The organism is Reinekea sp. G2M2-21, from assembly GCF_015687175.1.
Classification (GTDB): domain Bacteria; phylum Pseudomonadota; class Gammaproteobacteria; order Pseudomonadales; family Natronospirillaceae; genus Reinekea.
Genome location: NZ_JADPQG010000003.1, coordinates 155617 through 180538 on the forward strand (window position 1 = coordinate 155617; position 24922 = coordinate 180538).

The following is a 24922-nucleotide window of genomic DNA, read 5'->3' on the forward strand; positions in this document are numbered from 1 at the left end:
AGGCAGAGCGCTACGGAGTACAACGATGCTTTGCGCAGCATGGTGACATTTCAGGGCTAGCCGGTGGTGCTTAACGCACCACTTGCTTATTGATGTCCACTACATCGGCTGTCGCCACACTCGGTTCAGCAGGTTGGAAATCCGGGGTTTGCTGAGCCCTTTTACGGAACTCCGACGGCGTGACCTGATAAGTTTTCTTGAAATAGCCATAGAAGGTGGTTTTCGATGAAAACCCGGCCGAATAGAAAATCTCGGTCACCGATTTGTTCGGTTCCTGAATCATCCGATTGGCCGCATAGGCTACTCGCAGATCGTTCACGTATTCGTAGAAGTTCTTTTCGTAGCAATTATTGAGAATGGCCGACAACCTATGCGGGCTGACGCTCACAGCTTGAGCCAGGCTCGATAACGACAGGTCTTCGCGTAAGAACAATTGCCCTTCCAACACCTCTTTCTCAATGCGTTGCGCGTCGGCATTGTAAGCCAACTGTTCTTCGTCCAGTACTTTTGAAAAATAAGAGGTCTGTTCGTAAATGATGTCATCGGCGTCGTTGTCGACTCGGATGGCCCGGAATGTCGTACGCACACTGAGGTAAACAAAGTGCGTTACCAGAATCATAAAGCCAATATCACCCACCGATACCTTGTTACCTGTTGGGAACAAAAAGGCACTGAGTACCTGCGTGGCATTGGCCACGAATATGACCAGCAACACCTTAATCATGTCATACCAGCTGTCTGGCAAAGTCTTACTCTGGTAGGAATTCCAGTCTTTCTTCATCTTCAAAATAAGGTGCGACGCCCGGGCCAGGTACATCAGCAAATGAATACCCGCCATAGCGCTGATCATGTTGAATATCATGATGTAGCTGTCCATTTTGTAAGCATCACGAGGCACCAGAGAAAACATGGGGTAGCCACCCAAAAGATCGCCACACAGCAGAGCAGTCACCACCGGTAAAAAACAAAAGGTGAAGTCTTTTAACTGCACTTCTTTGCGGGTCGAAATATGACTGACATAGCCCAGAATCAGTGGCCCTGGCAGGAACAGGATAGCGAGCGATATTAAATAGGCCTGCGGGGAGATCCGAATATCGAAACTGTCCAGCAGAATTAAGGACATATAAGCAGACAGAAACAACATGAAGGCCACCAGCCACTTACGTGACCGACACTGAACCGCAATAAACAGGGTGGCGAGCGCCAAACAAGCTGCCAGCGAAACACCGTAAACAACACTCATTACAGACTCCATTTCGAACTCTCTCTTGCTTCTATTTATGACCAACCGATCATGCAGACAACCGCCTGCAAAGACTTTATAAGTGTATAAAAATTAGTCGACGAACATCACTACCCAACCGAGTAGGTCGGCCAAAATACCACTAAAAAAACGTCCTGCAAGAGGACCGTTTTAACGGCGCTCACTTCGAAACGATGTGTTGCTGAGAGCTTCAAAGACACCGTTCGAGACTTCCCAACCGCTGTTTTGGCGTTCGCCTGGCCCAAAAAAAGCGTTCGGCTGCATAAAAAAGCGTCCGTCTGGACCAAGGCTGACACCCGAACGCCCCTTCATTCTTAAACTGCGCGCATTGAGATCTTTTTCAGGATGGAATAAAGACAATGGCAGTATCGATGAAATCATTTACCCAACACCCACTTACCCTGGGCATGGCGCTGTGCACAACCGCGCTGCTTTCTGCGTGCGGCGAACCCGAAACCAAAAACAGTGCCCCTTCGGCGAACGGTGTACAAATTCTATACGGAGCTGACCAACTCACGCTGCAGGAAGCCGGTGACGATATTTGGACAGAAGTGGAACTGACCGGATCTTTTACCTACTCCGACGCCGAACAGGACCCAGCCAACGTAGAAGGTCACCAGTATCGCTGGTTAGTCGATGGTAAAACCGTCAGTACCTCGTTGAGCTTTACCCCCTCGCGGCTGGATCACGACAAAGAGATTCGTTTCGAAGTGACCCCGGCGGCGGCTTCCGGCTCCGCCACTGGTACCCCAACAGCAACATCTCCTTTAACACTGCGCACGAAAGAGCGCCTGTTTTTCACAGCCACCGCCTTCGACGAAGACCAGGCTCTCTACGTGACAGACGGCAGCGCTGATAACACTGTTCGCATTGGCAATTTTGTCCCCGGAGTTGGCCGCGAAGGCAGAGAGTTCGTCACTGAGCCATTTATGGCCGGAGACCGATGGGTTTTTTCCGCACAAAACGTGGCAGGTAAAACAGTCCTGGCCTCCACAGACGCAACAGCAGAGGGCACCATTCTGCTGGATGACGGTGAACTGGCCGACTTAAACCCGAATTCTTTCAAGATGTTCAATGGATATGTCTATTTCCGAGGTTTCGACGCTGATCACGGCACCGAAATGTGGCGCACCGACGGTACTGCTGAAGGAACTGAAAGAGTGACCGACATTGTCCCAGGCATCAATTCCAGCTACGCCTTCCCATTGACGGTAATGAATGAACAGCTTTATTTCATGGCGCTGCACAGCAACAAGGGTTTTGAACTGCATCGTATGAACGCCGCTCATGAATATTCATTGGTCAAAGATATTAACCCTGGCGCACCAAATGCCAGAATCCACACCGCCGTCGCATTTAATAATCGACTCTACTTTGGCGCCGACAACGGCGTGTCCGGAGAACCCGGTGGAAAAGAACCGTGGGTATCCGACGGAACAGAAGCTGGCACGGTGATGTTGAAGAACATCAACACCCTCGGCAGTTCTACCCCTCAGAACTTTGTCGCGGTCGGCGACACGCTGTACTTCATCGCATCTTCCTATAACGGCGAATACAGTAGCGAAGTCTGGCGCACACGAGGTACACCGGAAAGCACACTCATTGTCAGTGAAACCATGGCAGGGGCAACCGCGTTAACACCGTTTGGGGACCGTATTGCGTACGGTAACCGAGGCAAGCTGCAAATCGCCAAACCCCTTAAGACTGAAGATGGATCGAACTCCCGTGAACTCATCACGCTAGACGACGTTGTTAACCTGCAATACATGGTTAATTTAGGGGGCAATCTGGTGTTTGCATCTGACATTAAGGGCCATGGTCAACTTGAATTGAGAACAGTTAAGGCAGATACGCCACAAACCGTCGAAACACTTGCCGACCTTAACGGCGTCGACTCTTCGTACCCAAAACAATTTGCTCCGCTGAACGGCAAACTTTTATTTACGGCTGCTGACACGGGCACAGGTAATGAAATCTGGATTACCGATGGCACCTCCGAAGGAACACAACTGTTAATAGACCTGTACACAGGCGCGAACTCCAGCAACGCCACACTCAATCTGCCTGTAGACGGCTTGCTTCGATAACTATTCAACAAAACAGCGGCGGCCGGGCAAGTACCCAAGCCGCCTCAATTGCAGGACATCATCATGAAACATGCTTTTACTGTCAGCCTGACAGCCGCGCTAATAACAGCCTGCGCAGGCGGCAATTCACCAGAAGTGATCAAACCGGACTTGGGTGGCGGCGATAACGTTGGCCAACTCACTGCCGGCAGCCAACCGTTCGATATCGACGGGTTGGGGTTTAAAACTGCCACAGTCAACGCTAAGTCAATTGATGGTCAGTTCAGTTACAACGACGGCGAACAGATTACTTTTATGCTGGGTGATACTGAACTGTTTACGGTGGCTGCAGCAGAGAACCTGAATTTCTCGACAGCTTTGCGCCAGGGCTACGCGCTGCCCGATACCGCCGATGCGGTTCTGTCGATTCTCGAAACACCACCAGGACAAGCCGCCGCAACACTTGATCCGCTTCACGTGATTTCGAACAAAATGAAGCTACTTTTGGTGCTCGACAACGACCGCAACCCGGACAACGGTATTGACTTAACCGACTGGCACCAACGCCTGGCAGGCACGTTTGTGGATCTGGATCACGCATTTGACCGACCTGACGTTTTTGTAGATACCTTTAGTGGCAGCCTGGCGGCACCTGTGGCTATTGATATCGCCGAACCGCTCGTTACGCTGTACGACATGGAAGGTATAAAGGTACGCGCACCGCGAATGATCCAACACGAGTCCGCTTGGAGTAGCTTAGAATACATCAACAGCTATCAATACAATTCGCTGGGCGCACTGACACAAACAGATAATCTGGTACGACGCACAAGCACAGACAAGGACTTGAGCCGAGATACCATTACATACAGTTTGGACAAATTTGGCTTCCCTCAAGAAGTGATCACCACTCAGCGACTTAATCTGGATACGGATACACCGGAAACCTATGTCGCAAAAACCGTGCTGATCAACAATGGCTATATGGGCCGAAATGGTTACCAAATTGTGACCTTTGAAGAAGACTTCAACGGCACCAGCCTTGACGATTTGGAACTGGAATATCGCATGGAAAGCACCTATTCAGCGAACCAGCCGATTCGCATGAAAGAATTTTCCGACAATGGGAACCAAACTACGTCCCAGCACGACTATGTCTACCAATACGACAGCGAAGGACGCGAAATACAGGAGCGTATGGACTACATCAGCCATGATGACACGGGTGCTGTGATTGAAACCGTTACTAACCTATACACCACTGTTTATTCTACTGTAAACGGCGATGAAGTAACCTCCCGTTCGGATGACCGCGACAATGACGGTGTCATCAATAGCCGCAAGGAGATTCGTATTAAACGCAATTCTGAAGGTCAAGTGTTGGAAAAAGAGTCCAGCTACTATGGCACGGACGACTTGCTGACGTTTCGTCGTCAACAGAACTTCGAATACAACGACAATGGCAAAGCGATACAAGAAATCGAGTTACGCGACTTAGATAAAGACGGTTTAGACCTTGAAAACGAGTATGGGGTTAAGATCGACACCTATAACGACCAGGGTGTTTTGGTTGAACAGTCCCGCACCTCAAACTCGAACAATACCAATGTGACCAAAACCGTGACGAAATACAGTTACGAGGAACAGGGAACAACACTGGGTCGCATGAAAAGCATTGTTCAAACCGAACAAACCTGGGCTTATGGCACCGCCGAAGCAGACCGACCGGAGCCACACCGCGTGATCACCTACAATTACGTGTACGACGCCAACAGCGGGCGTTTAACCAACATCAACTCGAATCAGATCTACAACGGCGTTGAAAACTACCGACAGACCATTGAGCTGGCGTATAACGCAGACGGTAACTTAACCGACTATACGATCACCTATAACGTGGACGACATTGGTGGCACAGCGCGCGTCATGGCACATCACATGACTTACGTGGAAACCGACAATGGGCTGGGCTACTTATTGCACAACCAGACCCGCGAACAATTGAACTCACTGCTCAACAAGACCGCCCAAGACTACGACATTTACCTCAACACGCCCGTACTTATTTTCGCGCCATGGAAGTAATGTAGAAGAACTCGTTGGATCCGGAGCGAGCGCTCTGGATCTTTTTTTTGAATACTGCTTTTCTCTTTTAGACCTCAACCTACAATGATATTTGACATTTTCTCAGCATTAACAGGAGTTCAAAACAAATTTTTCAGTCAAAGCCGCAAAATGGTGTTCGTAAATATGGAATTACTAACGAGGAATCGATTGTTATACGTTCAGAATAAACACACTGGTCACGCACTAGAAACGGTAATTAGAAATGTAATGAAAGACTTTCAGTCTAAAACAATAGCTATCCCAAAGAAGCACTATTTAATCTGTATCACACCGAAGATTTGCATGAGGCGAGAATCTAGAATCCAAAGTAAATCATAAGAATTTCAAATTACGAACAAACGCACAGGGTCTACAATTCAAAGTAGCACCTCAGATACAATCATCATTCAAAAATATTTCAGAATATATCCACATGATTTACCCACCACCATTCTAACTAGGCTTGGTCAAACTTTTTACCCGAATATGCAGATGAAGATAATATATCCCAGTAACAATGGCAGTCGTTACCGTTAGAATATAGGCTGCCGCGACAGTTGTACGCGCAAAGTAGAATGCCTCAGAAAAACTATCTGTACTTGGTAACGGAAAAGGGCTCACATGGCCATTTTCACTCAAAAATGCAAAACCATAGCCCATCACGCCTGCCCATAGACCCAGAGCAACAACTCCAAGTAGAGCAATACCACATACTGCACCGAAGTCTATATTTCTATCCAACACATCAAGTTTATCCCATTGCTCTGTAATACCCTTAACACCAATCACCAAAACACCTGTCAGTACGGGAATCATAACCTGTACGATATTTATCAAGTAATTCGCTTTTTCCACGTGATCCACAACGTTCATAACATAAATCCTTCTAACTTAGTAATTTCGCACTGATATTTTCGTCAATACCACTAAAGGCTTTAAATTGGTCATAAGAAATACTTTATTAAAAAGCCAACAATCCCCTAATACAACAATTCAACCACACTCAGGTAACAAGATAGTTTAACGGGTATTGGGGATGAAAAGGCTTCCTTTCATCCCCATCAAATCGACTAAAAAAACTATTAAGTTTTCGAATACCTTAAAAAACAACCGCGACCAGTCGCCAGGTTGTTCAAATTCAATCCCAATCCCACGCTAAACGTACTTGTGGAATAGTGCGCCAAATAATCCATTGGCCCCAAATGAGTCCTTAACTGTAGAGGGAACGATGTACCTCGTATGCAAATATCCCATGTTAATTGCAGATCACCAGAAATCCCATCTAGCAGCAAGGTACCAGTCCTAACAGATGCACTGCCACTTAGGGCACTGCCGAACATTCCTTCCACACTGACTTTTCCGCCTATCATATCATAACCTTTGAAACCGACATTTTTTCCGGCAATCCAAAATCTATTTCCGTTATCAGGGAACCAAAATGGTTTAACGTTAAGCTCATAACCATAGACTTCCCCGCCGATGGTGGGCTCAAAGTACCGACTATAATTTATGGAAACGAAATTAGCTCCTTGCCCCAAAGAATCAAGAGCTTGATGATCATTACTGTTAAACGCATCAGTTATGTCATCCAACACATAGGCGATAGGTTCGCCTTTGTCGTTAAATTGTGTGGGAACTGGTTCTCCGTCTTCGTCGGTCTCATCGAGGACTTGACCATCAGATCTATGCTCCAATCCAAATAATAGCGATTTTTCTTGATGGGATTCACTTTCACTTGGGCTAAAAAATTGGTAAGGCGTATAAAACTCCAAATAAATTCCAGGATTTGAAATGCGGTTTATTACTGGACCAGAGTCTCTCGTAATCAGGTAGAAGTCAAACATACCGGTCATACCAAAGAAAAATCGCTTCGACCATTTATCCGGATTTAAGTTCTTTTCATCCAGACAAGCCAAATAGGCAATACTGCTTCGACTATTATATGAATACTTTCGTCCATCACTTTTGCCATTTCCCTGTATATTATTCTCATATTCACAATTAGTGCTTTCCCAAAATGTATACTTTATGGAGTATTGCCCTCTTAAAGACATCTCATCTGTTTGCCTATCTTCGCCTCCAAGCTGCATAGATGAAAACAACCTGTAATTCAGATAGTTATCCCTAAAAAAGCTCAGCTTTTGAACATTCAAAGGATCACACTCCCCCCATATTAAACAAGGACCCGAGGATAATTTTTCCTGCATATATTTAAAGTCAAAATCTTCTGGTGTTTCGAGATCATCATCCCCCAAGCTGGCATCATCTGCATAGCTAAGATTTGGCAATACCAAAAGCAATATTAGCAGTAAATCTTTAGTTAACATTTTCATATCTAGCTCCTTTTGTTAACAGCGTCTCTAAGTGCTTTGCCAGCATTAAACTTCACCAGATTCTTTGCAGGGTAATTTTCCACTTCGCCATTTCGTCGGTTTCTACTGGTACGTTCAGGAATATGTTCAACTTTGAAGGTCCCGAAGCCCTGAATGCCAATACTTTCATCTGGTGATAATACATTTGAGAGCGTTCCAACAAAGGAATTCAGAATATCTCTGACATCTGAAATTGCATGACCTGTGTCATTGGAAATTGCCTTAATCAATTCGGTTTTATTCATAGAGCTCTCCTTTCTTTCTATCTATTTCGAGACATTAAAAATCCTCTTTCACATAAACGAGATTAGCTACAACATCGTGCATTAAGTGTATGCCAATATCGAGTAATTATCGGTTGCGATACTTCGCAATCTCTTTTAATTTGTTTCGGTATATCTTCATACTGTGACTACTGATCGTAGATCGCGGATTAATTTTGATGCTATTCAGGAACCAGCGGAGTCGGTCTAAAAAGACCGGTGCAACATACACTTCAACCTGTTTAGTATTGCCAGATTTCATATCCGTCAGGTAACGGAGATCGCCCCAGTGACGATACAGCGACATTTTCTCAAGAAACTGAATTGCTTTATCCAGCGTTGGTTGTTGGTTTCGGCTACTGGAAGTGAGTGCTCGCTTAATCACGATCAAAACGCCGGTGAGCAATTGGATCAGCAAGTTCGTTGGTAAACGGGGGACGATGTCGGCAGAATTAACAACGCGATACACAGGCGTTTTATAGAATCGGAAATACAGGTAGTCGGCGAATCGGGGGGCACCAAAGGTGTAACATACCTTGCGAACGTCATCGCTTATTTGTTGCGCTGCCATTTGCGCGAATACCCCACCTTGCGAATGCCCAGTTAGAAATACGATGGCTGGTTTGGTTTCTCCGTTAACATAATGTTGAATGTCGTCTATTAAATGTTGTTGAAGAATATTTTGAAAAGAATCGTAAAAGCCCTGGTGAACGTTACCTGCGTCACCTCCTTTCGGCTTGGCATTCGCATTTAACAACCAATCTTTGACATTTTTATCCGTTCCCCTAAAGCTGAACACGACAAATTTTTTACGATTAGATACCCCGGTTAACACATAGTATTCAGCGGAATCGACTTGCCGGAACTCTTTGTATTCAATACTAACGGCCTTGAGATGGTTCAGAATTTCTTTGAAAGCGTCGGAGTCTTCATATTTGCCAAGATAGCTTCTGATCTTATCCGCCGTTAAGTGATCCTTATTTTCCAATATCTTGGTTATACCTTCTTCGATATTGAGTTTATAAAAATCATTTGGTGTCAGGTAAGCAAAGTAAGCGAGTTCAGACATTAAGTAAGCGGCCCGGTCTGAATAACCAAGCCGCAAAAGATCAAAATTTTTCGCGATAGGATCGGGTTGAATATCGCTGGCTTTAACACTGGAAGCATCGAACTGAGTAATTGCGCGACCGTAGTTCAAGCCAACAGTAGCAACGGCAACAACGCCAGGCAGCCAAAACAACAAAAGACTTTCTAGGCTTGGCGAAGTAAACAGCCCTATGCCCAACGCGGCTTTAAGGCTGCCAAAATAAATGAATGGCACGACTGCCCATTGCGCAACATTCTGAATAATTTTTAACATACCTACGTCCTTGTAATCTTAGATTCCACAGTAACGCGTTGAACTCTATCAACGCCATTCGGCGCGCACAGCGCCAGACAAAAACTCTGTACATGAGTATGTTACTGGTGACTTACTCACAAAGATCAGCAATTCGTTGGCAAAGCGCTAGGCCAACATTCACCCCCTTTGCTGATCACTTATTGACCAAACTACAGTTAACCAAAATGATTATCAACAGCATTTTCTACCATGGTAAGAATTTTTTATATGAACATATGTCATTTTTATGACCTCCCGAAATAACGACAAGTGCGATTAAAACGGCTACCTGGAACGCAATTCCCGTGACTACTAACCACTAACGCCCTCGTCCACGGACCAAAAATTCCTTTTAAATAACCCCCATACTCGCTAACGAGGTGAGCTTCATGCGATCTGGTTTTCCGGTTGGTTTATTGGCTATGAAAACGTCGTCCAACCACAACGAGAATTCCAGCAAACTGTATTTAATGCGACTGGCTTCTTGTCGCTGTGCCTCCGGCACGTTGAGTTCGCCCGCTGGGTTGCTGCACACCAGAATCAGCCGCGTGGCGTTGGCTTGAATGATGTGTTTGAGCAACCGACCGGTGGTGAGCGCTTTCAGTGATGATGGCACATTGAGTAAGGTTCGGGTCTCGATCAGGTGTTGCGATGTGGTGAGCATAAGCCCGTACACGCCGGTTTTAATAAACCGATGTTGCGCATCTGCAATGTGTTGTTCTGATTTTAAGCGCGTATCCAACAGAACGGAGTTGGATTTCTGGAAGGCTTCCTGGTGGCGGTGAGTGAACAACAGTTCTTCGTCGCCGATGCTTATTTTTCTGTACATAATGTTCTCGCGTTTACAGTTGAAATAACATGAAAAAATATTGGCAAACGCTTTAGAAACCTCGCCTGCGATGCGCGCAGGCAAGGGAATGCGGCTAAAGCATTGCGTTCTGGGCTGTGTTTACAACAATGAATACCGGGACGGCCGCGGCGGAGCCACGGTGGTGATACTCAACACAGGCAAAGAACAGAGCTGAAGCCGCTCCGATTCTGGAAAAATACCGCTGAACCACACCACAGCAAGCTGCAAACGCCACCAAGGGGTGCAGCGTAAAGTCGCCAGATGGGTTTCTGTGTGGGTGGGTTGGGGTTGCCATTGGGTGTGGGGTTCGCAAGACGATTCCGCGTCAGAAAGGTTCTGAGCGGCGCTGTTGAGTGCGCTTAGTGTGTCTTGGGACTGAAATTTTTCTTTAGCCGAGTGGGACTCTAGCTTACAATGATCTTTAGCCATGATTGATACTCATATTATCGATTTTGGTTAGCTGCCCCAGAGTGTTACCAGCACTCTTGGGTAGCGCTTAGTTTTTCAACGTTTTTCTTGCGATAGACCTCCTTCTGTTTTTCATCCAACGCTTATAAAACACCTTACGAAAACACCACGCAAGCGGTAAATTTTTCAGGTTTGTTTTTTGTGATCGAGTTAAAAAAATGAGATCTTTTTCGGGAAAGGAATAAAGCCCGAATTAAAAATATTCGGGCTGTTAAATGAAATACGTTAAAAAAAAGAGAACCCATTGCGTTCGGGTTACGACTTCCAACCAGAACCCAGTACTAACTAAGCTTTGATCGAGTCACTTAGCTCTTTTGGCGCTTGAACAGAAATGTCTATCACGTCGGATTTTAATTCGATTTAAACCATTCGATTTTTCCAATAGGAGGAATCAGAAAAATCCAAAACGCTTTTTAGCGACATTTTTTCGGTTAATGTCTATCACATCGGATAGGTGGTATTTTTCAAGCCTATCCAACAGCGCGTCTGTCCCTTTGGCCAGCTTATAATCCATTTCCTCATTGTACAAAGGAACGATACTGTAAAATTCAATCTCCTTTTGGTCGTTGATTTTCAACTTATGAAAGTCTGGTGGTACCGTGACAGAAGGCAGAAGAATAACACCGCAGAACTCGGTGTTATTTGCAAACGGCTCCGCGGGGTTTCCATTTGGAATTGAATGCCCCCAACCAAACCAAGTTTCGTACTTATGCGGAAAACGCGCCAAGTATTTGAGTTGTCTAACAGGCCAGTACCATACTTCATCTTTAAATGCTGCGTCACCAATCTTCCAGCTTTCAGGAAGTGAGACCATTAATTCCATGTACTTCGTTGAATCTGCATCTTCCGGGACACTCATAGGGAGGTCACTCATGCCGGATGTCACCAGCGTATGAAATGGTCGCTCTTTGGTAGGCGGTACATGGTGTATGTCGATATGTACGGTATCCGATACCAGCTCGTGCATGACCGTTGGAATTTTTCCAATATGGGCTTCAATATGATCTGAGATTTCTTCTATACATTCTTCGCCGCTTGGGACTTCCCATTCTTTTTCACCATCGGTATAGGTAAAAATTGGTGATCCTGACAGCGATACGACTTTTTCATCTTTATCCATAGATGTCTCCGATTTATCCTTCCTTTTAACGAATTCGAGAACTTTATCAAGTGCCGGAAGCGAATGCTATGACTGACAGTTTTTACTGTCATTACAACCACTTATACATCACAAAGGCATCCACATAGCCTTTTGCTGGGTGATTAAAGGCTTTTGGCAAACAGCCGACTGTTTCAAAGCCAAGTTTGTGCCAGAGGCGCACAGCCCCTTCGTTACTGGATGCTACAAAATTAAACTGCATGGCCTTATAGCCAAGTTTTTTGGCGATTTGCTGAGAATGCTCGCACATTATGGTTGCCAGCCCTTTACCACGCGCCAAAGGTGAAACCATATAGCCGCAGTTGCAGACATGGCTACCGGGGCCTGCTTGATTTGTTTTCAAGTAATAGGTTGCCAAGATTTCGCCGTCGTCTTCAACGACAAAGGTTTTGCGCGGCGTCTCTAACCAAATTTTCTTGGCTTGTGGTTTTGAGATATCGGGGTCGAAACCATAAGTTTCTCCCGCTGACACGATACTGTGAAAAATTGGCCATATGGCATTCCAATCTTGCTTCTTGGCTTCTCGAATGTCATTTCTTAGTCGGTTCAATTTTGGTACTCGCCTCAACAAAAATCAGAAACCACTGTATAAGTTCCTGTTGAAAAACCAAAGAGAATCAGGTCGTCTTTTATTGAAGAAACTTCCCCTTTTGACTAACACCTAACAGAAACAGTACCAACTTCAACAATGATACTGACGGACAAAGTTACCTAATGAGTTACTTTCCTTAGGCTTTTTATCCAGACTCTGCCAACTTACCACTCACGAGACCACAAATACAACGTTACGATTCTCGAAATATAAGCATCAGTTTTCAGGGACGACTTTGGTTTTATTTCATGATTTTTATTATTTGCACGTCAAAGCAATTGGTTTGACTTCGTTTGCTTTCATTTTTCACCAATTCCGCGCTACTTTGGCCCGGATTTTAGGTAAAACCCAATTTCAGGGCACATTGCCCCGCCCCAAGGCCAACAACCTTACTTGCCCATACAAAAAAATACCGATTCCCCAAAACGGAGTTTCCATCATACGGCCTGTCTGTTCACGGGCGCACCAGACTAAATCGAGCGCATTCTACTCACTCCAAAAAGACGCATATCTGTAACACTCAATAATGATCCTAACTTCTAGATCCAATATTTATAGATGCAGTTCTCAGAATGATCTATGAACATTTGACATAACTCTTCGCTCGACTAATGTAGTATAAGTTGGAATATTTCATTAGAAATTAAATTTAGCAACTTTCGAATAAATATAACTAGCAAAATTGGCATTGTGAGCCGTATCTAAATAACAGACGTTTGCAGTAGTGGAATTCAGTGCCTCATGAAAAGAGCGATTAAGATCTAGCCCCTTAATAAGGTTTCAGGCTTGGTCTCAGGACAAGTACGCGCTTAAAAAATACTCATGCAAAATTCGATACAAACGGCTTTACAGTGAAAATATAATTAAGGCAACTCTGATTAATTCAAATCACCTCAGTCTTTTAAGATCGAAAGATGAGCGAGGCGTGTGTTACAGGAAATGGCAAGTCCTTTTTAAAAACACACAACAAAGCTCAGTCATCGATCTGAAGGAGCCGAAGGGCGGGGCGCAAATGACAAATTTCTTTGTTAAGTCATTTGCTAGGATAATGAATATTGCCCGTAGAACTTGCCTCGAACTTTGCGTATTTCTGAACCCGCTGAGGAAGACAACAGTTATTCAGAGGTGCCTTAAGTTTTCAATTGTCTAGCCCGGTCGTCAATCGAAGCTAAAGAATTTGTGATCTAAACCGTCGCAAATACGCTGCAGCCATTTCGACTAACTCTGTCGCGTTATGCTTACGTCGAAAAAACAAGTACAACTAGCATTACTCTTCACAAGAGGAAGACATATGAGAGATAAAATAATGAGACCAACCCGCTTCGCGGCGGCTATTGGTTTCGCCATTGCCGCCGCAAGTGCACAAGCAGGTGAATGTACATATACGGTACAAAATTCATGGAATACCGGATTTGTTGCCTCGATAAAAATCACCAACGATGACACCACCGCGATCGATGGCTGGGAAGTGAACTGGAACTATGGCAACAATGTCATTTCCAACTCATGGAACGCTAATTTAGCGGGCGCCTACACAGCAACAAACTTAAGCTGGAATGCCGTTATTCAACCTGGACAAAGCATCGAGTTCGGCTTTCAAGGCACGTTAAATGGTGACGTTGTTGAAACGCCTATTGTTACCGGTTCCGTTTGCACGTCTAACCCTGATCCAGATCCTGATCCAGATCCTGATCCAGATCCAGATCCTGATCCTGATCCTGATCCTGATCCTGATCCAGATCCAGACCCAATGGGTAAATTCCGAGTTAATGCGCAAGGTAACATCACCAAAGATGGTGAAGAAATGCCGATTCAATGCGGAAACTGGTTTGGTTTAGAAGGTCGTCATGAACCATCAAATGATGTCACAAACCCAAGTGGCGCTCCAATGGAGTTATACGTGGGCAATACATTCTGGGCCAATGGAAGCGCGGGAACAGGTCGTACCATTCAGCAGACTATGAATGAGATCAAGGGTATGGGAATGAACGTTATTCGCTTCCCTATCGCGCCGCAAACGTTGAATCCGAACGATCCTCAAGGTAAGGCTCCCTTCCTGAAAAACCACTCGTCTGTGCGTTCCAATAATGCGCGTGAAGCAATGGAAGATTTCATTAAGTTGGCAGACCAAAATGACCTGCAAGTCATTATTGATATCCACTCTTGCTCGAACTACCTTGGCTGGCGTGCGGGTCGTTTGGATGCTCGACCTCCATTTGTCGACGTCACCAGAACGGACTACGACTTCTTACGCGAAGATTATTCATGTTCAGCAACCAATAACCCAGACAGTGTGAAACACATTCAAGCCTATGACAAAGAGAAGTGGCTTGATGACCTCCGCGAAATAGCTGGTTTATCTGAGTTGCTGGGTGTGAGTAACATCCTGGGTATCGACGTGTTCAATGAGCCATGGGACTACTCTTGGGGTGAATGGAAAGATCTGACTACAGAAGCGTACGCTGCAATCAATGAAGTGAATCCAAACGTGTTGATTTTCGTTGAGGGTATTTCAGACAGTTACGATAACCAAGACGGCACGCCAGACGACATTGGAAACTCTCCACATGGCGACCCAGACACAACGCCTAACTGGGGTGAGAACTTCTACGAGTTTGCTGCAAACCCACTCGACATTCCAAAAGAACGTCTTGTCATTTCACCTCATACGTACGGCCCATCTGTGTTTGTGCAGCCCATGTTTATGGACCCAGCACAACCCGAATGTGAAGGCTTAAAAGGCCACGAGGCAGGTGCCGCGAAATGTAACATTGTGATCGACAAAGACCGATTAGTTCCTGGTTGGGAAGAGCACTTTGGCTACTTACGCGACCAAGGTTATGCAGTCATTATGGGTGAATTCGGTGGTAACATGGATTGGCCAAACAAAGCCTCTCTGGGCGACCAGAAGCTTTGGAAAGGTCACATCACACCAGGAGTTGACCAAGATTGGCAGATAGCCTTCACCGACTATATGGTTGAAAAAGACATCGATGGTTGTTACTGGGGAATGAACCCTGAGTCTGGCGATACAGGCGGTTGGTACGGTCACGCATACGATCCAATCTCCAATACAGCTGGCTGGGGTGAATGGCTTGACTTCGACCAACGTAAAACCAACCTCTTGAACAAGATCTGGGGGCAATAATCGCTTTAGCGGAATCATTTCGCTAAAGACAACCGCTTAACCATCCTTCGCAATGGTTAATGAAACCATATAAGCAAACCATTGTTGGTTTGCTTTTTTTTGTTCTAGACCTACTGGGTGCAAAGAAAAAAACGCAAGCACGGTCATTTGAAATACAGTTGAGTCATGGCCTCATTGAACAAATCTGTGGTTCGTGACCGCTTCGAGAATATCTATTCTTGCTATACAGAAACAACGAGTGTCGGGTCGAACTGGGGATTTCTTTCATCCGGATAGCCCCTAGGATTACACACAACTCTAGTTTTCCCTATCAGGTAGTCACAAGTTTCGTGCATATGCCCGTGGACCCAAAGATCAGGCTCTAACTCTCGGACTAAGTTATCCAAGTTTGAGGCGTAAGACGCACTCAAAATATCATTTTCGTACTGTCGGGGAATAGACTGAGCACTTGGCGAATGGTGCGTTACAACCACAGATTTCCTTGTTTTGGAATTTACTTCGGACTCAAGCCACCTCACAGATTTCTTGTTTATCATAGCCACATCGACAGAGCGAAGCTTCGAATAGCTAGGTTCCTTCCTGATTTTCATGAAATCTGTCATTACTTGCTGGCATTGGTATCTTGCTATTCTGGACTTGCCATAGGCTGTAAGTTTGTTAACACTGATTTCAGAAACTCCAATCCCGCGAAATTTCCGAATAGTGAGTTTCTCTAATTTAATTTCTCCATCCCTTGTAAAAGCGCTCAATTAACTAGCTTATTTACATACTTAACTTTTGCAGCCATTCTTTGCACAGGTGATTTTTTCTCTACTCGTCACCCAATGGCTTGGATTATCACTAGTATAAAAACACATGCTGTTTTCCCACCTTTGATGCCTTTATGAACTTCCTTTGTTGGTATATGTTTGACAGCCATTCTTTTATCCTTTACTGATTACACGTTAATTTAATGTCGATTCGTACCGCTATGACGTGGATCGTTAGTGGTTAAGTTATTACGACTTAGAACTCTTCAATCAAACTTATTCCAATTCTTCACTAACCAAGCCATGACATCTTTGTGGCTTTGCGTATTTTCGGGCAGGTGTTCCTTGAGCAAGTTTTCGATTTTTCGTGCTGATTCGTGATACTGAATTTCATGGATCATGATAAAGCGGTTGATGAATTCCAAAACATCGTGGCCGTTGTTGCAATCCAGTACGGTGGTGTCTGGGGTTTGGCTGGTGTGGCGTTGATGGTGTTTGTGGTCAGACGTATTGTCCGGCCAGGCGTAGCTGTATTTAAGGTCCGACTTCGTGATAAATGGCACACGGCCTCCTGTTGTTTTTGTTGTCCCATCAGCTGTCATTGGTCAGAAAGCTGTTTGGTTTTGGTAACTGGCTCGTTTTTATTTATTCGTTTTTAATTTGTCGTTCGTTTTTTTTGTTTGTTTCTTATTGCTTGAAATTTCTTCTCACTTGTTTCTTACTGCGATTGTGTTGCGTTTTTATTGCATTTTTCTGTTTTTACGCTTCATCCCTAAATTTTTTCCAAAACACCAAACTGGTAATCGAACAGGTAGTTCTCGTTCCGGTAGGCAATCACTTCACTGGCCTTTTTCTTCAGTCCTAAGACTTCAATGGGTTCTTCGCTCAAGCTGTTGGCGGTGCAGTAGTCCCACTGGGTCCATTTATCGGGTGCGGTGAGTAAGGCACGGCCAAAAAAATTGGCAATGGCTTGTGCTACATCGGGTATGCCCTGCTCGTTGGTTAAGGCGTCCGCAAAGGACAGTTGGTGCTGCCCTCCGGTGGTACGGCAAAACACGGGGATAACATCCGCTTGGCAAGCCAACGCCATTTCGATGCCGCCGGTTGGCATGGCCACGGTGCGGTTCAGTAGTTGCACGGCTTGGGTACGGTTGGCGGCGGCGTTCGGCACAATGGCGTCTATAAACGTAAATACAGCCTCTTTCTTGCGCAGCCTGCGGGCTACAGTAAGCAGGCTGCTGGGCTCTTCAGCGTAGAGAATGTCTATGCCCAGCTCTTTTTGGGCACGGGTATAAAGCTCGTTTTTCCACGCGGGCACAGCGGCCCGTGCCTGACGGCTCATTAAAAAAGTGAGCGGTCGTTGGGGTGCCAGTTGTTTGGCCAGGAATATGGGAATGCAAGCAAACTGGGTATCGAAATGGATAGACACGAATAACATGCCCTGGGGTTGCGTGAGATCGGGCGGATTCACGATTACTTCGAAGTCGGCATCCAATGTTAGGGTGGATCGGTCTTCGGCAATGCGTTGCATAAAGGCTATGTTTTCGAAGAACACGCGTTCTGGCTCTATCCCAAAAGGCAGCAGCTCCTGGTACAGTGTTTGAAGACGTGTTGCTTCGAAAACATCCATGGGGTTTGCCCTTAAATCCGCGTTATCAACAAGCGCACGGGCCGCCACCGGGGACAAACACAATCAGTTTTTTCTTGGGTTTCTGTTGTTTCACGTACTTCATCATCGCTCTCACTGTTCACCAACATGGGCCTTTCATGGTATGGGAGCTGTCTTCAAAGCATATACACTTAAAGTTTGTTTGATCCGAACCTTAGGTTCGACTAATGTTGAGTAAAACCCTTCGCCATTTAAGAGTCATTATGAAGTTGTCCCTGTCGCAGATGGAGACGGTTGCTGCCCTGCTGGGGTCGGAAACCTATGTAGAAGCTGGTCATAAATTGGGAAAGTCCGATGTGGCGGTTGGCCGTCAGGTTCGGCAGATTGAGCAAATCCTGGGGCGGTCGATCACCTATCGTTCCTCTACGCGACGGCTGTCGTTAACGGAGTTTGGTGCTGAAATTGCGGAACGCTATGCCACCATACTGAAAGAGCTGGAAGGTGTGACACAATGGGCCACGGTGGAAGATGTCGAAGCCTCCGGCACCGTGCATGTGGCGTACCACGACGAAGAAGTTTTCCACGCGACGCTGCTGCCGTTGTTGCCGGAGTTTTGTAATCGCTTCCCGGGTATTAACATTCAGCTCGAACAGATAAAACCCATTGTGCGACACGGCTCTTACACGGCGGACGTTTATTGGGGTGTGGGTGAATACTTCAAGCAGATGAACCCGAAGCTGACGCAAAAGCCTTTGTTGAATATCGACTATGGTCTGTTTGCCGCAGGCAGCTATTTAAATAAGCATGGTGAGCCCAGTACGCTTAAAGCGCTGGAGTCGCATCATATTATCACGTCCTATTCGCGGTTGCCGGATGACAGCCTGTTCTGTTTCGACCGGAACGCCTCTGAACGCTTTAAAACCATTAAAGCCCGTAACCGACTGCGGGTAACCAATCATGTGCTGGATTTAGCCTGCGCTGGGCTGGGCATTGTGAACGCGCCATACAACACCATGACCATGTCGAAACTGTTGCAGGAAGGAAAACTGAAACCCATTTTGAAGCCGCATTGGATTAAAGGCATCGGGATGTATGTGTATTACGACGCGTCGTTCAGTAAAACGCATCCGGCTAAGCAGTTTACGGATTACTGCCTGCAGCAAAGCGATAAGTTTTTGCTGACGCGGTGAGGGCGATAAGAGCGGTTCGATGTTTCGTCTTTTTATAGGACCTCTCAGTTGGTGCTTGGTAGTGTGGGGATTATGCTAATTTTGGGATCAAACGTGTCGGACGCTTTGGTTCGGTTTTTGACCAACAGATTTCTTGGAGAATTTTCTTTCCAAGGGGTCAGCCCGAATGGGCCTTAAGTATATTTACATTGTATTTGAGACTTTTGCGTCATTCGGTGACTTAGTTTAACCGAGACTTTTTACTTCAAGCACTAAATCTGTTCCGAAGACTATGGTTCCATTTTTAACCAAAAGTTCTCTTGGAGGATTATTCTTTTCAAGGGGAGATCCCCTTGCACCCCCTTTGTCGCCTGCTTTGGTGTTCTGCCTTAATTACCACTCACTTCGAACGGTCTCTTGAGCGTGCATCCCTGCACGCGCGGCGCTTCCAAGGGCATCCTGCCCTTGAATCCGTTGCGACGTGTGAATTAAGTCAGCTAAAGCAGATGCGACGGAATGGTTATTTACGCCGACTCGGTCAAGTTTACATTTTGTAATCTGCCTCAATGGACAAAGGAGTGGGGGTTAGGATTGTTGAGAGCCGAGCCTGAATCGTCGGACCGGTTTGGCCTCCGACAGAAAATATCGCCCATGGAAGCTACGTCATAGAATAATGCATATGTCATCGATTCAAACCGCCTTCAATTGGTAGTTACCGCTCTAACGAGGTCTTTATTCAGCCATCCTTGGCGTTGGGTCCTCTGATTCAAACCGAACGAACCTTACCTTGGTGCCAAATCACAGATGATGTGTACTCATCTCAAAAAAGAGCTGTGATTAAAAACACTTTTAATAATTAATAAAAACCTGTGCGGCTATGGCCAGGCTTACGGCTTGTTGGCATGTGGCGAACAAGGTGGTGCCTCTGCAAGTATCGGCGGCTTCGTCCAGTGCGGCAATGTTTTGCTCGGCGAGTGCGACATCGGCCAGTAACTGTTCTTTTTCGGTGTCGTCAGTTTCGACCTGTGCGAAAGCATAAAGAGATTCACGAATTTGTTGGTTGGCGTACAAGCGGACACGCAGTTTTTCTTCTTCCAGTGCGAACTGTGTTCCTTTATCAACATGTGGTTTTGCCAGCGAAAAGTGAGCGGAGGCGCCATAGGGTTGTGTGGTAAACGATATGACCTGTTTGGGCGCGTTTTGAATGTCGGCGCTGTAGCCGGTTTCGCTGAACAGGTAGTCAAACACTTTGCTGCCGGTGTCGATGCAGGCATCCATGTTGTCGGTCGTGCAGTAGGTTGGGTTGTTGTTCAGAATAGATTGCAGCCGGTCGGTCATACCGCCGCGTGTGTCTACGGTGATGCTGTATACGCCATTTTCCGTTAGGTCGAGCCACTCTTTGGTTTTTGTTTTGGTCTTTGAATAGAATAAAAAGCGCACTTTAATTTTGGTGACCCACTTTTGGTATTCTTCGATGGAGCGAAAGTACAAACGCGCCGTGACATAAATTTCAGAACCCAGTTTCACATGATGAATAAACGAGTCTCCGCAAACGGCGTCGACCTGTAAGTCATCTTGCGCAGCAACAGACTCTCCAAGTGGCGTTAGGGTACGATTTTCCAGCGACAGGTCGCGGGCGTCGTAAATCAACTGCACACTGGAAGAGGCGGTACGGGAGTTGTCTGTCACCCGGGACGATAGTGATGTACTGACAGACCCGGCGAACAGGATCAGATTAATGCCGCCTTTTACTTTGCCGAAGGTTTCTTCCATGTGGCGCTCAACGGTGTTCGCGCCGGTGTAGCTCAGCTCGCCCTGCGTGTTTCCCGTTTCCACCAACTCGCCGGTTACGCAGGTGTCACGGAACATAGTGAGTTGGCTGTCGAACCCCTGCCCCAACTGTTCAGGATTAACGTGGACACCGAAATATTCTGTCGCCGACAGGTTCATGGCACAGAACAGCAGCCCGGTGGTTAGCCAGACTTTTTTGTGGATCAACATACAGACTCTCCTTGCAAACAAACCCGAAAAGGCCGCCAGTTTTAAACGGGGGCCTTTGCAGGTTAGGGTTATGATTTACCGTTCGAATTCAGCGCCGTACGTGGTTAGGGCAAATTCGCAAGGCGTCCATTCAATAATGCCGTCGGTCGCTTGTGTAATATCAACAAAGACCGGTGCCCAACGCAATTTGCGATAAGACAGCGACAATGAGTTGGCAATCAAGCCGTTGTTGGTCGCGCGTTGACGCGCCATTTCGCATTGATTGACTTTACGTTCCTGAGTCGGGATTTCCAGCGAGTCTCGGTCGTAAGCGACCACGCAGCCTTCACCCGTATTGACACACACATTATTGATGTTGTTCCAATAGTCCACACACTCGGTACCGTAGGGATGTGACTGACAGTATTCCGCCGCGTCATAAAAGAGCCAGGCATTTTTGTAGGCGTCTTTCTGCAGTTGCACGACCGAGGCCCGTTGCGCTTCTGGAATCCAACTGTAGTAGGTGCTGAGCACATCGGCGGCACGCTGTTCATCGACCAGAGCTTTTTTGTACTTGTCCGTCAACTCGAACAACAGTTGATTACGGGCGAAGCTGATGTCCTGATACGTTGGCGCGAGGCGTTTTACATCGGCGGTAGAACGATCGTATCGCGTGGTTTTATAGCTCACCACGTTGTAATCCGATAGCTGATTAAACTGATACCGGAAGTCGTTCTTCGCGTACTGAATGGCCTGAGCAAACAAGTCGAAACAAGGTTGTGGGTAGCTCAGCGAACAGGTCACAATGTTGTTCGGGATAATGTTCAGCAATTGCGTTGGGTCACCGCCTTTTTGAATTGCGCGGACGGTGATTTTCACCGACTCTTTCGACTCTTCATCGAGGAAGTCCAGCTCGCCCTGCACGCTGACGATACCACCGGCAATGTCGACACCGAGATACCCGCCAATGTCGCGCTTGTCTTCACTGTTCAGGTACTCAATGTTCATGTTCACAAACAACTGCGCACCGTATTCGATGGAGGTGACAAATTCATCGCCCGCCATTTCAACTAACTGGCCTTGAAAGTCCGTTGCGATGGCGTTACCCACCGGGCTCAGGGTAAAGCCCTGGTTCGCATTCACCGGCACAAAAACTTTTTTCTTCGGCGTTGTTGAGGCGGTGAATGTGTAGGAACTGGAGAATTCCGATTCAGCAGACTCTTTGGCGATGTGCGCACCGGCGTTTACCTGTACCGCGCTGATGTTAACAGATGCATCGATGCTGCCGTTCAGCGCGCTGAGGATTTCGTCGTAACTGGTGTCGGTGTCGTACGTGAAGTTGAACTCAACTCCGCCGTATTCTTCAGTGACCCGCCCGGTAACCGGTTGGTGGTTCAGAAATTCCTTGGTGGCGCTGTTATAGGCGGTGCCGATAATAACGTGGTCGTTAACCAGGCCCGGAATGGTGGTGCTGAACGCGTCCAACGCTTGCGCCTGCATGGGTTGGATAAGGTCATTGTTATTCAGCCCAGCGGCAGAAACGTGTGTCGCTGCGACAAGGACGCTGAGCACAAGACCGGATTTCATAAATGTTTTCATCGTCGGTATCCCGCTTAGTTAATTTTCAATGTGTAATCTTCAACTTCGCCGTACTGAATGTCGCGACAGGGGTCTGCACTGCCTCCGGCGTAATCGTCAGTGATGCGCAGTTTGATGTAGCCCGGTGTGGCGTTTTCAGGGACTTCCAGATTCAGCGATACTTCGTCCGCGACTGCGGTGGTATTGCGCATCAGTATTTCGCCTGCGTCGTCCAGCTTGCCGTTGCGGTTCCAGTCGGCAAACACATGCCAGGTTCCTTTCAGGCGTGGGTGCACCTGGTGCTCTTGCATGGTCATGCGCACGCGGTCGCCACGGTTCACCTGGATAATCCGGCCACTGAAGTTTGAGTATTTTTCAGCACCACTGGCGTTGGTGAATCCGCCCACGGTGACGTTGATAATGGCGTTGTAGTTCGACTTAGCGGACTTCGCCGGGCAGTATGGCTTGAAGTCGAATGACGTCAGCAAGCCGATCATACCGTAACCACGCGGAATGGTTTTGCAGTTTTCGCTGGCGCTGGTACCGGCGTACCACTGCTCCGGATTCTCGTGGTTTTTGTCACCAAAGGTGGGGTACTGCGGATTAATGCGCAGCGCACCACGCTCATACAACCAAGCGTCTTTCAATTGGTTAAGTTTTTCTTCGGTTGACATGGGCGTGGTCACATCAAACATGGTTTCCCACGTTTCCAGCAACAGCCCTTCAAAACATTTTTCCATCCACTGAAACCGCCCCTGGGCTTGCGCCGGTGATAGCTGGTCGTTCCACATACCGTAGTTGGGGTAGTCCGTAGCCATGCTATGCGCGGCAGTGACCATGGCCACAAACGCGATGGCCAGTGTGCGTAATGATTTTTTCATTGGTCCATTTCCTTAATTCGGTTTTATAACGATTCAAGATCGAGCAGGCTTGCGTCATATGTTTTCACGTAGCCGCCGTCATAAATTTCCTGTTCACGTTGACGGCAATGCGGACCTAACGGATTGCGGTTGCAGTAGTCCACAGAATCCGCAAAGAGGTAAGCATTGGCGCGCGCTTTGTCCGCGATATCGTTAATGGCCGCTTTCTGCGCTGAAGTCAGGCTGGAGGCGTAATAGTTAACGATGTTCTCGGCACGGCGTTTATCCAACATGGCTTGTACCCACTCGTCACTCATACGGTTGATGGTGAGTTTGGTGAGGTAGCCTACTTCTTCGTAACCGGTCACCGGCGTCAGAATATCCAGGTTCGGTCCGGAGTACTCATAGCGGTGGGTGTACAGTTTGACGGGGTTGTATTTGTCCAACGTCGGGAACTGGTTGATGTAATCCGCCTTCAGATAGTTCACCGTTTCGGAGAACAGGTTGAAACAAGGGTCAGGGTTATTCAGGCTGCATTGCATCAAACCATTCGGAATAATCTTCGCCAGTTCCAGTGGGTCACCACCCACCTGTTTCGCTGAGATGGATATTTTTACCGACCGTTTGATGTCTTCATCCACGAACGACAAATCACCATCCACGCTGACAATACCGTTTACGTCGACTGAAAGGTAACCACCAATCAATCGCTTGTCTTCAGCGCTGCGGTATTCCACTTTCATGTTGACGATCAGGTAGGAGGCGTACTCGATGCCCATCACAAACTCATCGCCCAGCTCTTCCAGACGATTACCCGGATAGGCATTGGCCAATTGCACGGCAGCCGCGGTTGGCGAATAGCCGTCCGAGTTTGCCGGTACCAACAAACGCTTTTTCGGCTTCAGGTTGATGTACACCGTGTAGGTTCCGGTGTATTCATCGGCCGCATTTTTTGACGCATAGGTGCCGCCTGCATCGACGCTGACCGCCGTTAACTTAACCGATGCGTCCAAGCTGCCGTTCACCATGTTCAACAGTTGCTTGTACCCCAGGTCCACAGAAAACTGGATTTCACTTTCGGTGTTGCCGTAGGTCTCGTCGATCAACCCATTCACCGACTGGAACCCATAGAATCCTTGCTTGTCGCTGTGATAAGCCGTGCCTAATGGAATGTGGTCGTTTTCAATGCCAGGGATCTCGGTTGCGAACAGCGCGCCAGATAACAGCGCGCTGCCGATAGCAACGGAAACCGGTTTTCGTATCGTTCGAATTGCAGGCAATATGCAATTTTTTAGTTTCATCATGTGA

General features: G+C 46.9%; 21 protein-coding genes. 4 read left to right on the forward strand and 17 right to left on the reverse strand.

Annotated features, from left to right (window positions below):
- Nucleotides 1-70 precede the first annotated feature (70 nt).
- Both IYN85_RS13025 and IYN85_RS13030 read right to left on the reverse strand, forming a co-directional pair.
- Nucleotides 71-1243, reverse strand: coding sequence for an AraC family transcriptional regulator (locus IYN85_RS13025; protein WP_196159348.1), 1173 nt, complete (start codon nt 1241-1243; stop codon nt 71-73).
- 171 nt (nt 1244-1414) lie between these two features.
- Nucleotides 1415-1645, reverse strand: a complete 231-nt coding sequence (locus IYN85_RS13030) for a hypothetical protein (RefSeq protein WP_196159349.1) — start codon at nt 1643-1645, stop codon at nt 1415-1417.
- Here IYN85_RS13030 and IYN85_RS13035 point away from each other — a divergent pair.
- The gene (locus IYN85_RS13035) at nt 1636-3351 is read left to right on the forward strand and encodes a hypothetical protein (RefSeq protein ID WP_196159350.1); all 1716 of its coding nucleotides are present in this window, start codon (nt 1636-1638) and stop codon (nt 3349-3351) included. The two genes, IYN85_RS13030 and IYN85_RS13035, sit on opposite strands and share 10 nt — an antisense overlap.
- 63 nt (nt 3352-3414) lie before the next feature.
- Nucleotides 3415-5415: a hypothetical protein gene (locus IYN85_RS13040; protein WP_196159351.1), complete on the forward strand. Its 2001-nt coding sequence runs from the start codon at nt 3415-3417 to the stop codon at nt 5413-5415.
- A gap of 474 nt (nt 5416-5889) precedes the next feature.
- Here the strand turns inward: IYN85_RS13040 and IYN85_RS13045 are convergent, their stop codons facing one another.
- The 8 genes from IYN85_RS13045 to IYN85_RS13080 all read right to left on the reverse strand — a co-directional run bounded on the left by IYN85_RS13045 (nt 5890) and on the right by IYN85_RS13080 (nt 12479).
- Nucleotides 5890-6309 carry a hypothetical protein gene (locus IYN85_RS13045; RefSeq protein WP_196159352.1) on the reverse strand — a complete coding sequence of 140 codons (420 nt, stop codon included), beginning with the start codon at nt 6307-6309 and terminating at the stop codon, nt 5890-5892.
- Nucleotides 6310-6518: 209 nt separating this feature from the next.
- Entirely contained in the window at nt 6519-7769 is a 1251-nt protein-coding gene (locus IYN85_RS13050) for a hypothetical protein (RefSeq protein WP_196159353.1), read from the reverse strand.
- 2 nt (nt 7770-7771) lie between these two features.
- The gene (locus IYN85_RS13055) at nt 7772-8053 is read right to left on the reverse strand and encodes an HU family DNA-binding protein (RefSeq protein WP_196159354.1); all 282 of its coding nucleotides are present in this window, start codon (nt 8051-8053) and stop codon (nt 7772-7774) included.
- A 106-nt stretch (nt 8054-8159) separates the two neighbouring features.
- A complete protein-coding gene (locus IYN85_RS13060) occupies nt 8160-9431 on the reverse strand; it encodes an Mbeg1-like protein (RefSeq protein WP_196159355.1) in 1272 nt (423 codons plus the stop codon).
- 373 nt (nt 9432-9804) lie between these two features.
- Nucleotides 9805-10281 carry a hypothetical protein gene (locus IYN85_RS13065; protein ID WP_196159356.1) on the reverse strand — a complete coding sequence of 159 codons (477 nt, stop codon included), beginning with the start codon at nt 10279-10281 and terminating at the stop codon, nt 9805-9807.
- A gap of 120 nt (nt 10282-10401) precedes the next feature.
- The gene (locus IYN85_RS13070; RefSeq protein ID WP_196159357.1) at nt 10402-10731 is read right to left on the reverse strand and encodes a hypothetical protein; all 330 of its coding nucleotides are present in this window, start codon (nt 10729-10731) and stop codon (nt 10402-10404) included.
- 430 nt (nt 10732-11161) lie between these two features.
- Nucleotides 11162-11890, reverse strand: coding sequence for a suppressor of fused domain protein (locus IYN85_RS13075; RefSeq protein ID WP_196159358.1), 729 nt, complete (start codon nt 11888-11890; stop codon nt 11162-11164).
- A gap of 91 nt (nt 11891-11981) precedes the next feature.
- Nucleotides 11982-12479 (reverse strand): GNAT family N-acetyltransferase, encoded by a 498-nt coding sequence (locus IYN85_RS13080; protein WP_196159359.1) that lies wholly within the window; start codon nt 12477-12479, stop codon nt 11982-11984.
- A 1333-nt stretch (nt 12480-13812) separates the two neighbouring features.
- Between IYN85_RS13080 and IYN85_RS13085 the strand changes: the two genes are divergently transcribed.
- Nucleotides 13813-15669 (forward strand): cellulase family glycosylhydrolase, encoded by a 1857-nt coding sequence (locus tag IYN85_RS13085; protein WP_196159360.1) that lies wholly within the window; start codon nt 13813-13815, stop codon nt 15667-15669.
- 221 nt (nt 15670-15890) lie between these two features.
- On the opposite strand, the gene IYN85_RS26400 is transcribed toward IYN85_RS13085, so the two are convergent.
- The 3 genes from IYN85_RS26400 to IYN85_RS13100 form a co-directional block, all read right to left on the reverse strand.
- Nucleotides 15891-16271, reverse strand: coding sequence for a metallophosphoesterase (locus tag IYN85_RS26400; protein ID WP_370592211.1), 381 nt, complete (start codon nt 16269-16271; stop codon nt 15891-15893).
- 413 nt (nt 16272-16684) lie between these two features.
- Nucleotides 16685-16981: a hypothetical protein gene (locus IYN85_RS13095; RefSeq protein WP_196159362.1), complete on the reverse strand. Its 297-nt coding sequence runs from the start codon at nt 16979-16981 to the stop codon at nt 16685-16687.
- A gap of 209 nt (nt 16982-17190) precedes the next feature.
- Nucleotides 17191-18048 carry a hypothetical protein gene (locus tag IYN85_RS13100; RefSeq protein ID WP_196159363.1) on the reverse strand — a complete coding sequence of 286 codons (858 nt, stop codon included), beginning with the start codon at nt 18046-18048 and terminating at the stop codon, nt 17191-17193.
- Nucleotides 18049-18290: 242 nt separating this feature from the next.
- Here IYN85_RS13100 and IYN85_RS13105 point away from each other — a divergent pair, with 242 nt between their 5' ends.
- Nucleotides 18291-19217, forward strand: coding sequence for a LysR substrate-binding domain-containing protein (locus IYN85_RS13105; protein WP_196159364.1), 927 nt, complete (start codon nt 18291-18293; stop codon nt 19215-19217).
- A gap of 828 nt (nt 19218-20045) precedes the next feature.
- Here the strand turns inward: IYN85_RS13105 and IYN85_RS13110 are convergent.
- The 4 genes from IYN85_RS13110 to IYN85_RS13125 form a co-directional block, all read right to left on the reverse strand.
- On the reverse strand, nt 20046-21197 hold the full coding sequence (locus IYN85_RS13110; RefSeq protein ID WP_196159365.1) for a hypothetical protein: 1152 nt from the start codon (nt 21195-21197) through the stop codon (nt 20046-20048).
- A 75-nt stretch (nt 21198-21272) separates the two neighbouring features.
- Nucleotides 21273-22775 (reverse strand): internalin, encoded by a 1503-nt coding sequence (locus tag IYN85_RS13115; protein ID WP_196159366.1) that lies wholly within the window; start codon nt 22773-22775, stop codon nt 21273-21275.
- A gap of 14 nt (nt 22776-22789) precedes the next feature.
- Nucleotides 22790-23635 carry a GEVED domain-containing protein gene (locus IYN85_RS13120; protein WP_196159367.1) on the reverse strand — a complete coding sequence of 282 codons (846 nt, stop codon included), beginning with the start codon at nt 23633-23635 and terminating at the stop codon, nt 22790-22792.
- 23 nt (nt 23636-23658) lie between these two features.
- Nucleotides 23659-24918, reverse strand: coding sequence for a hypothetical protein (locus tag IYN85_RS13125; RefSeq protein WP_230390725.1), 1260 nt, complete (start codon nt 24916-24918; stop codon nt 23659-23661).
- Nucleotides 24919-24922 lie beyond the last annotated feature (4 nt).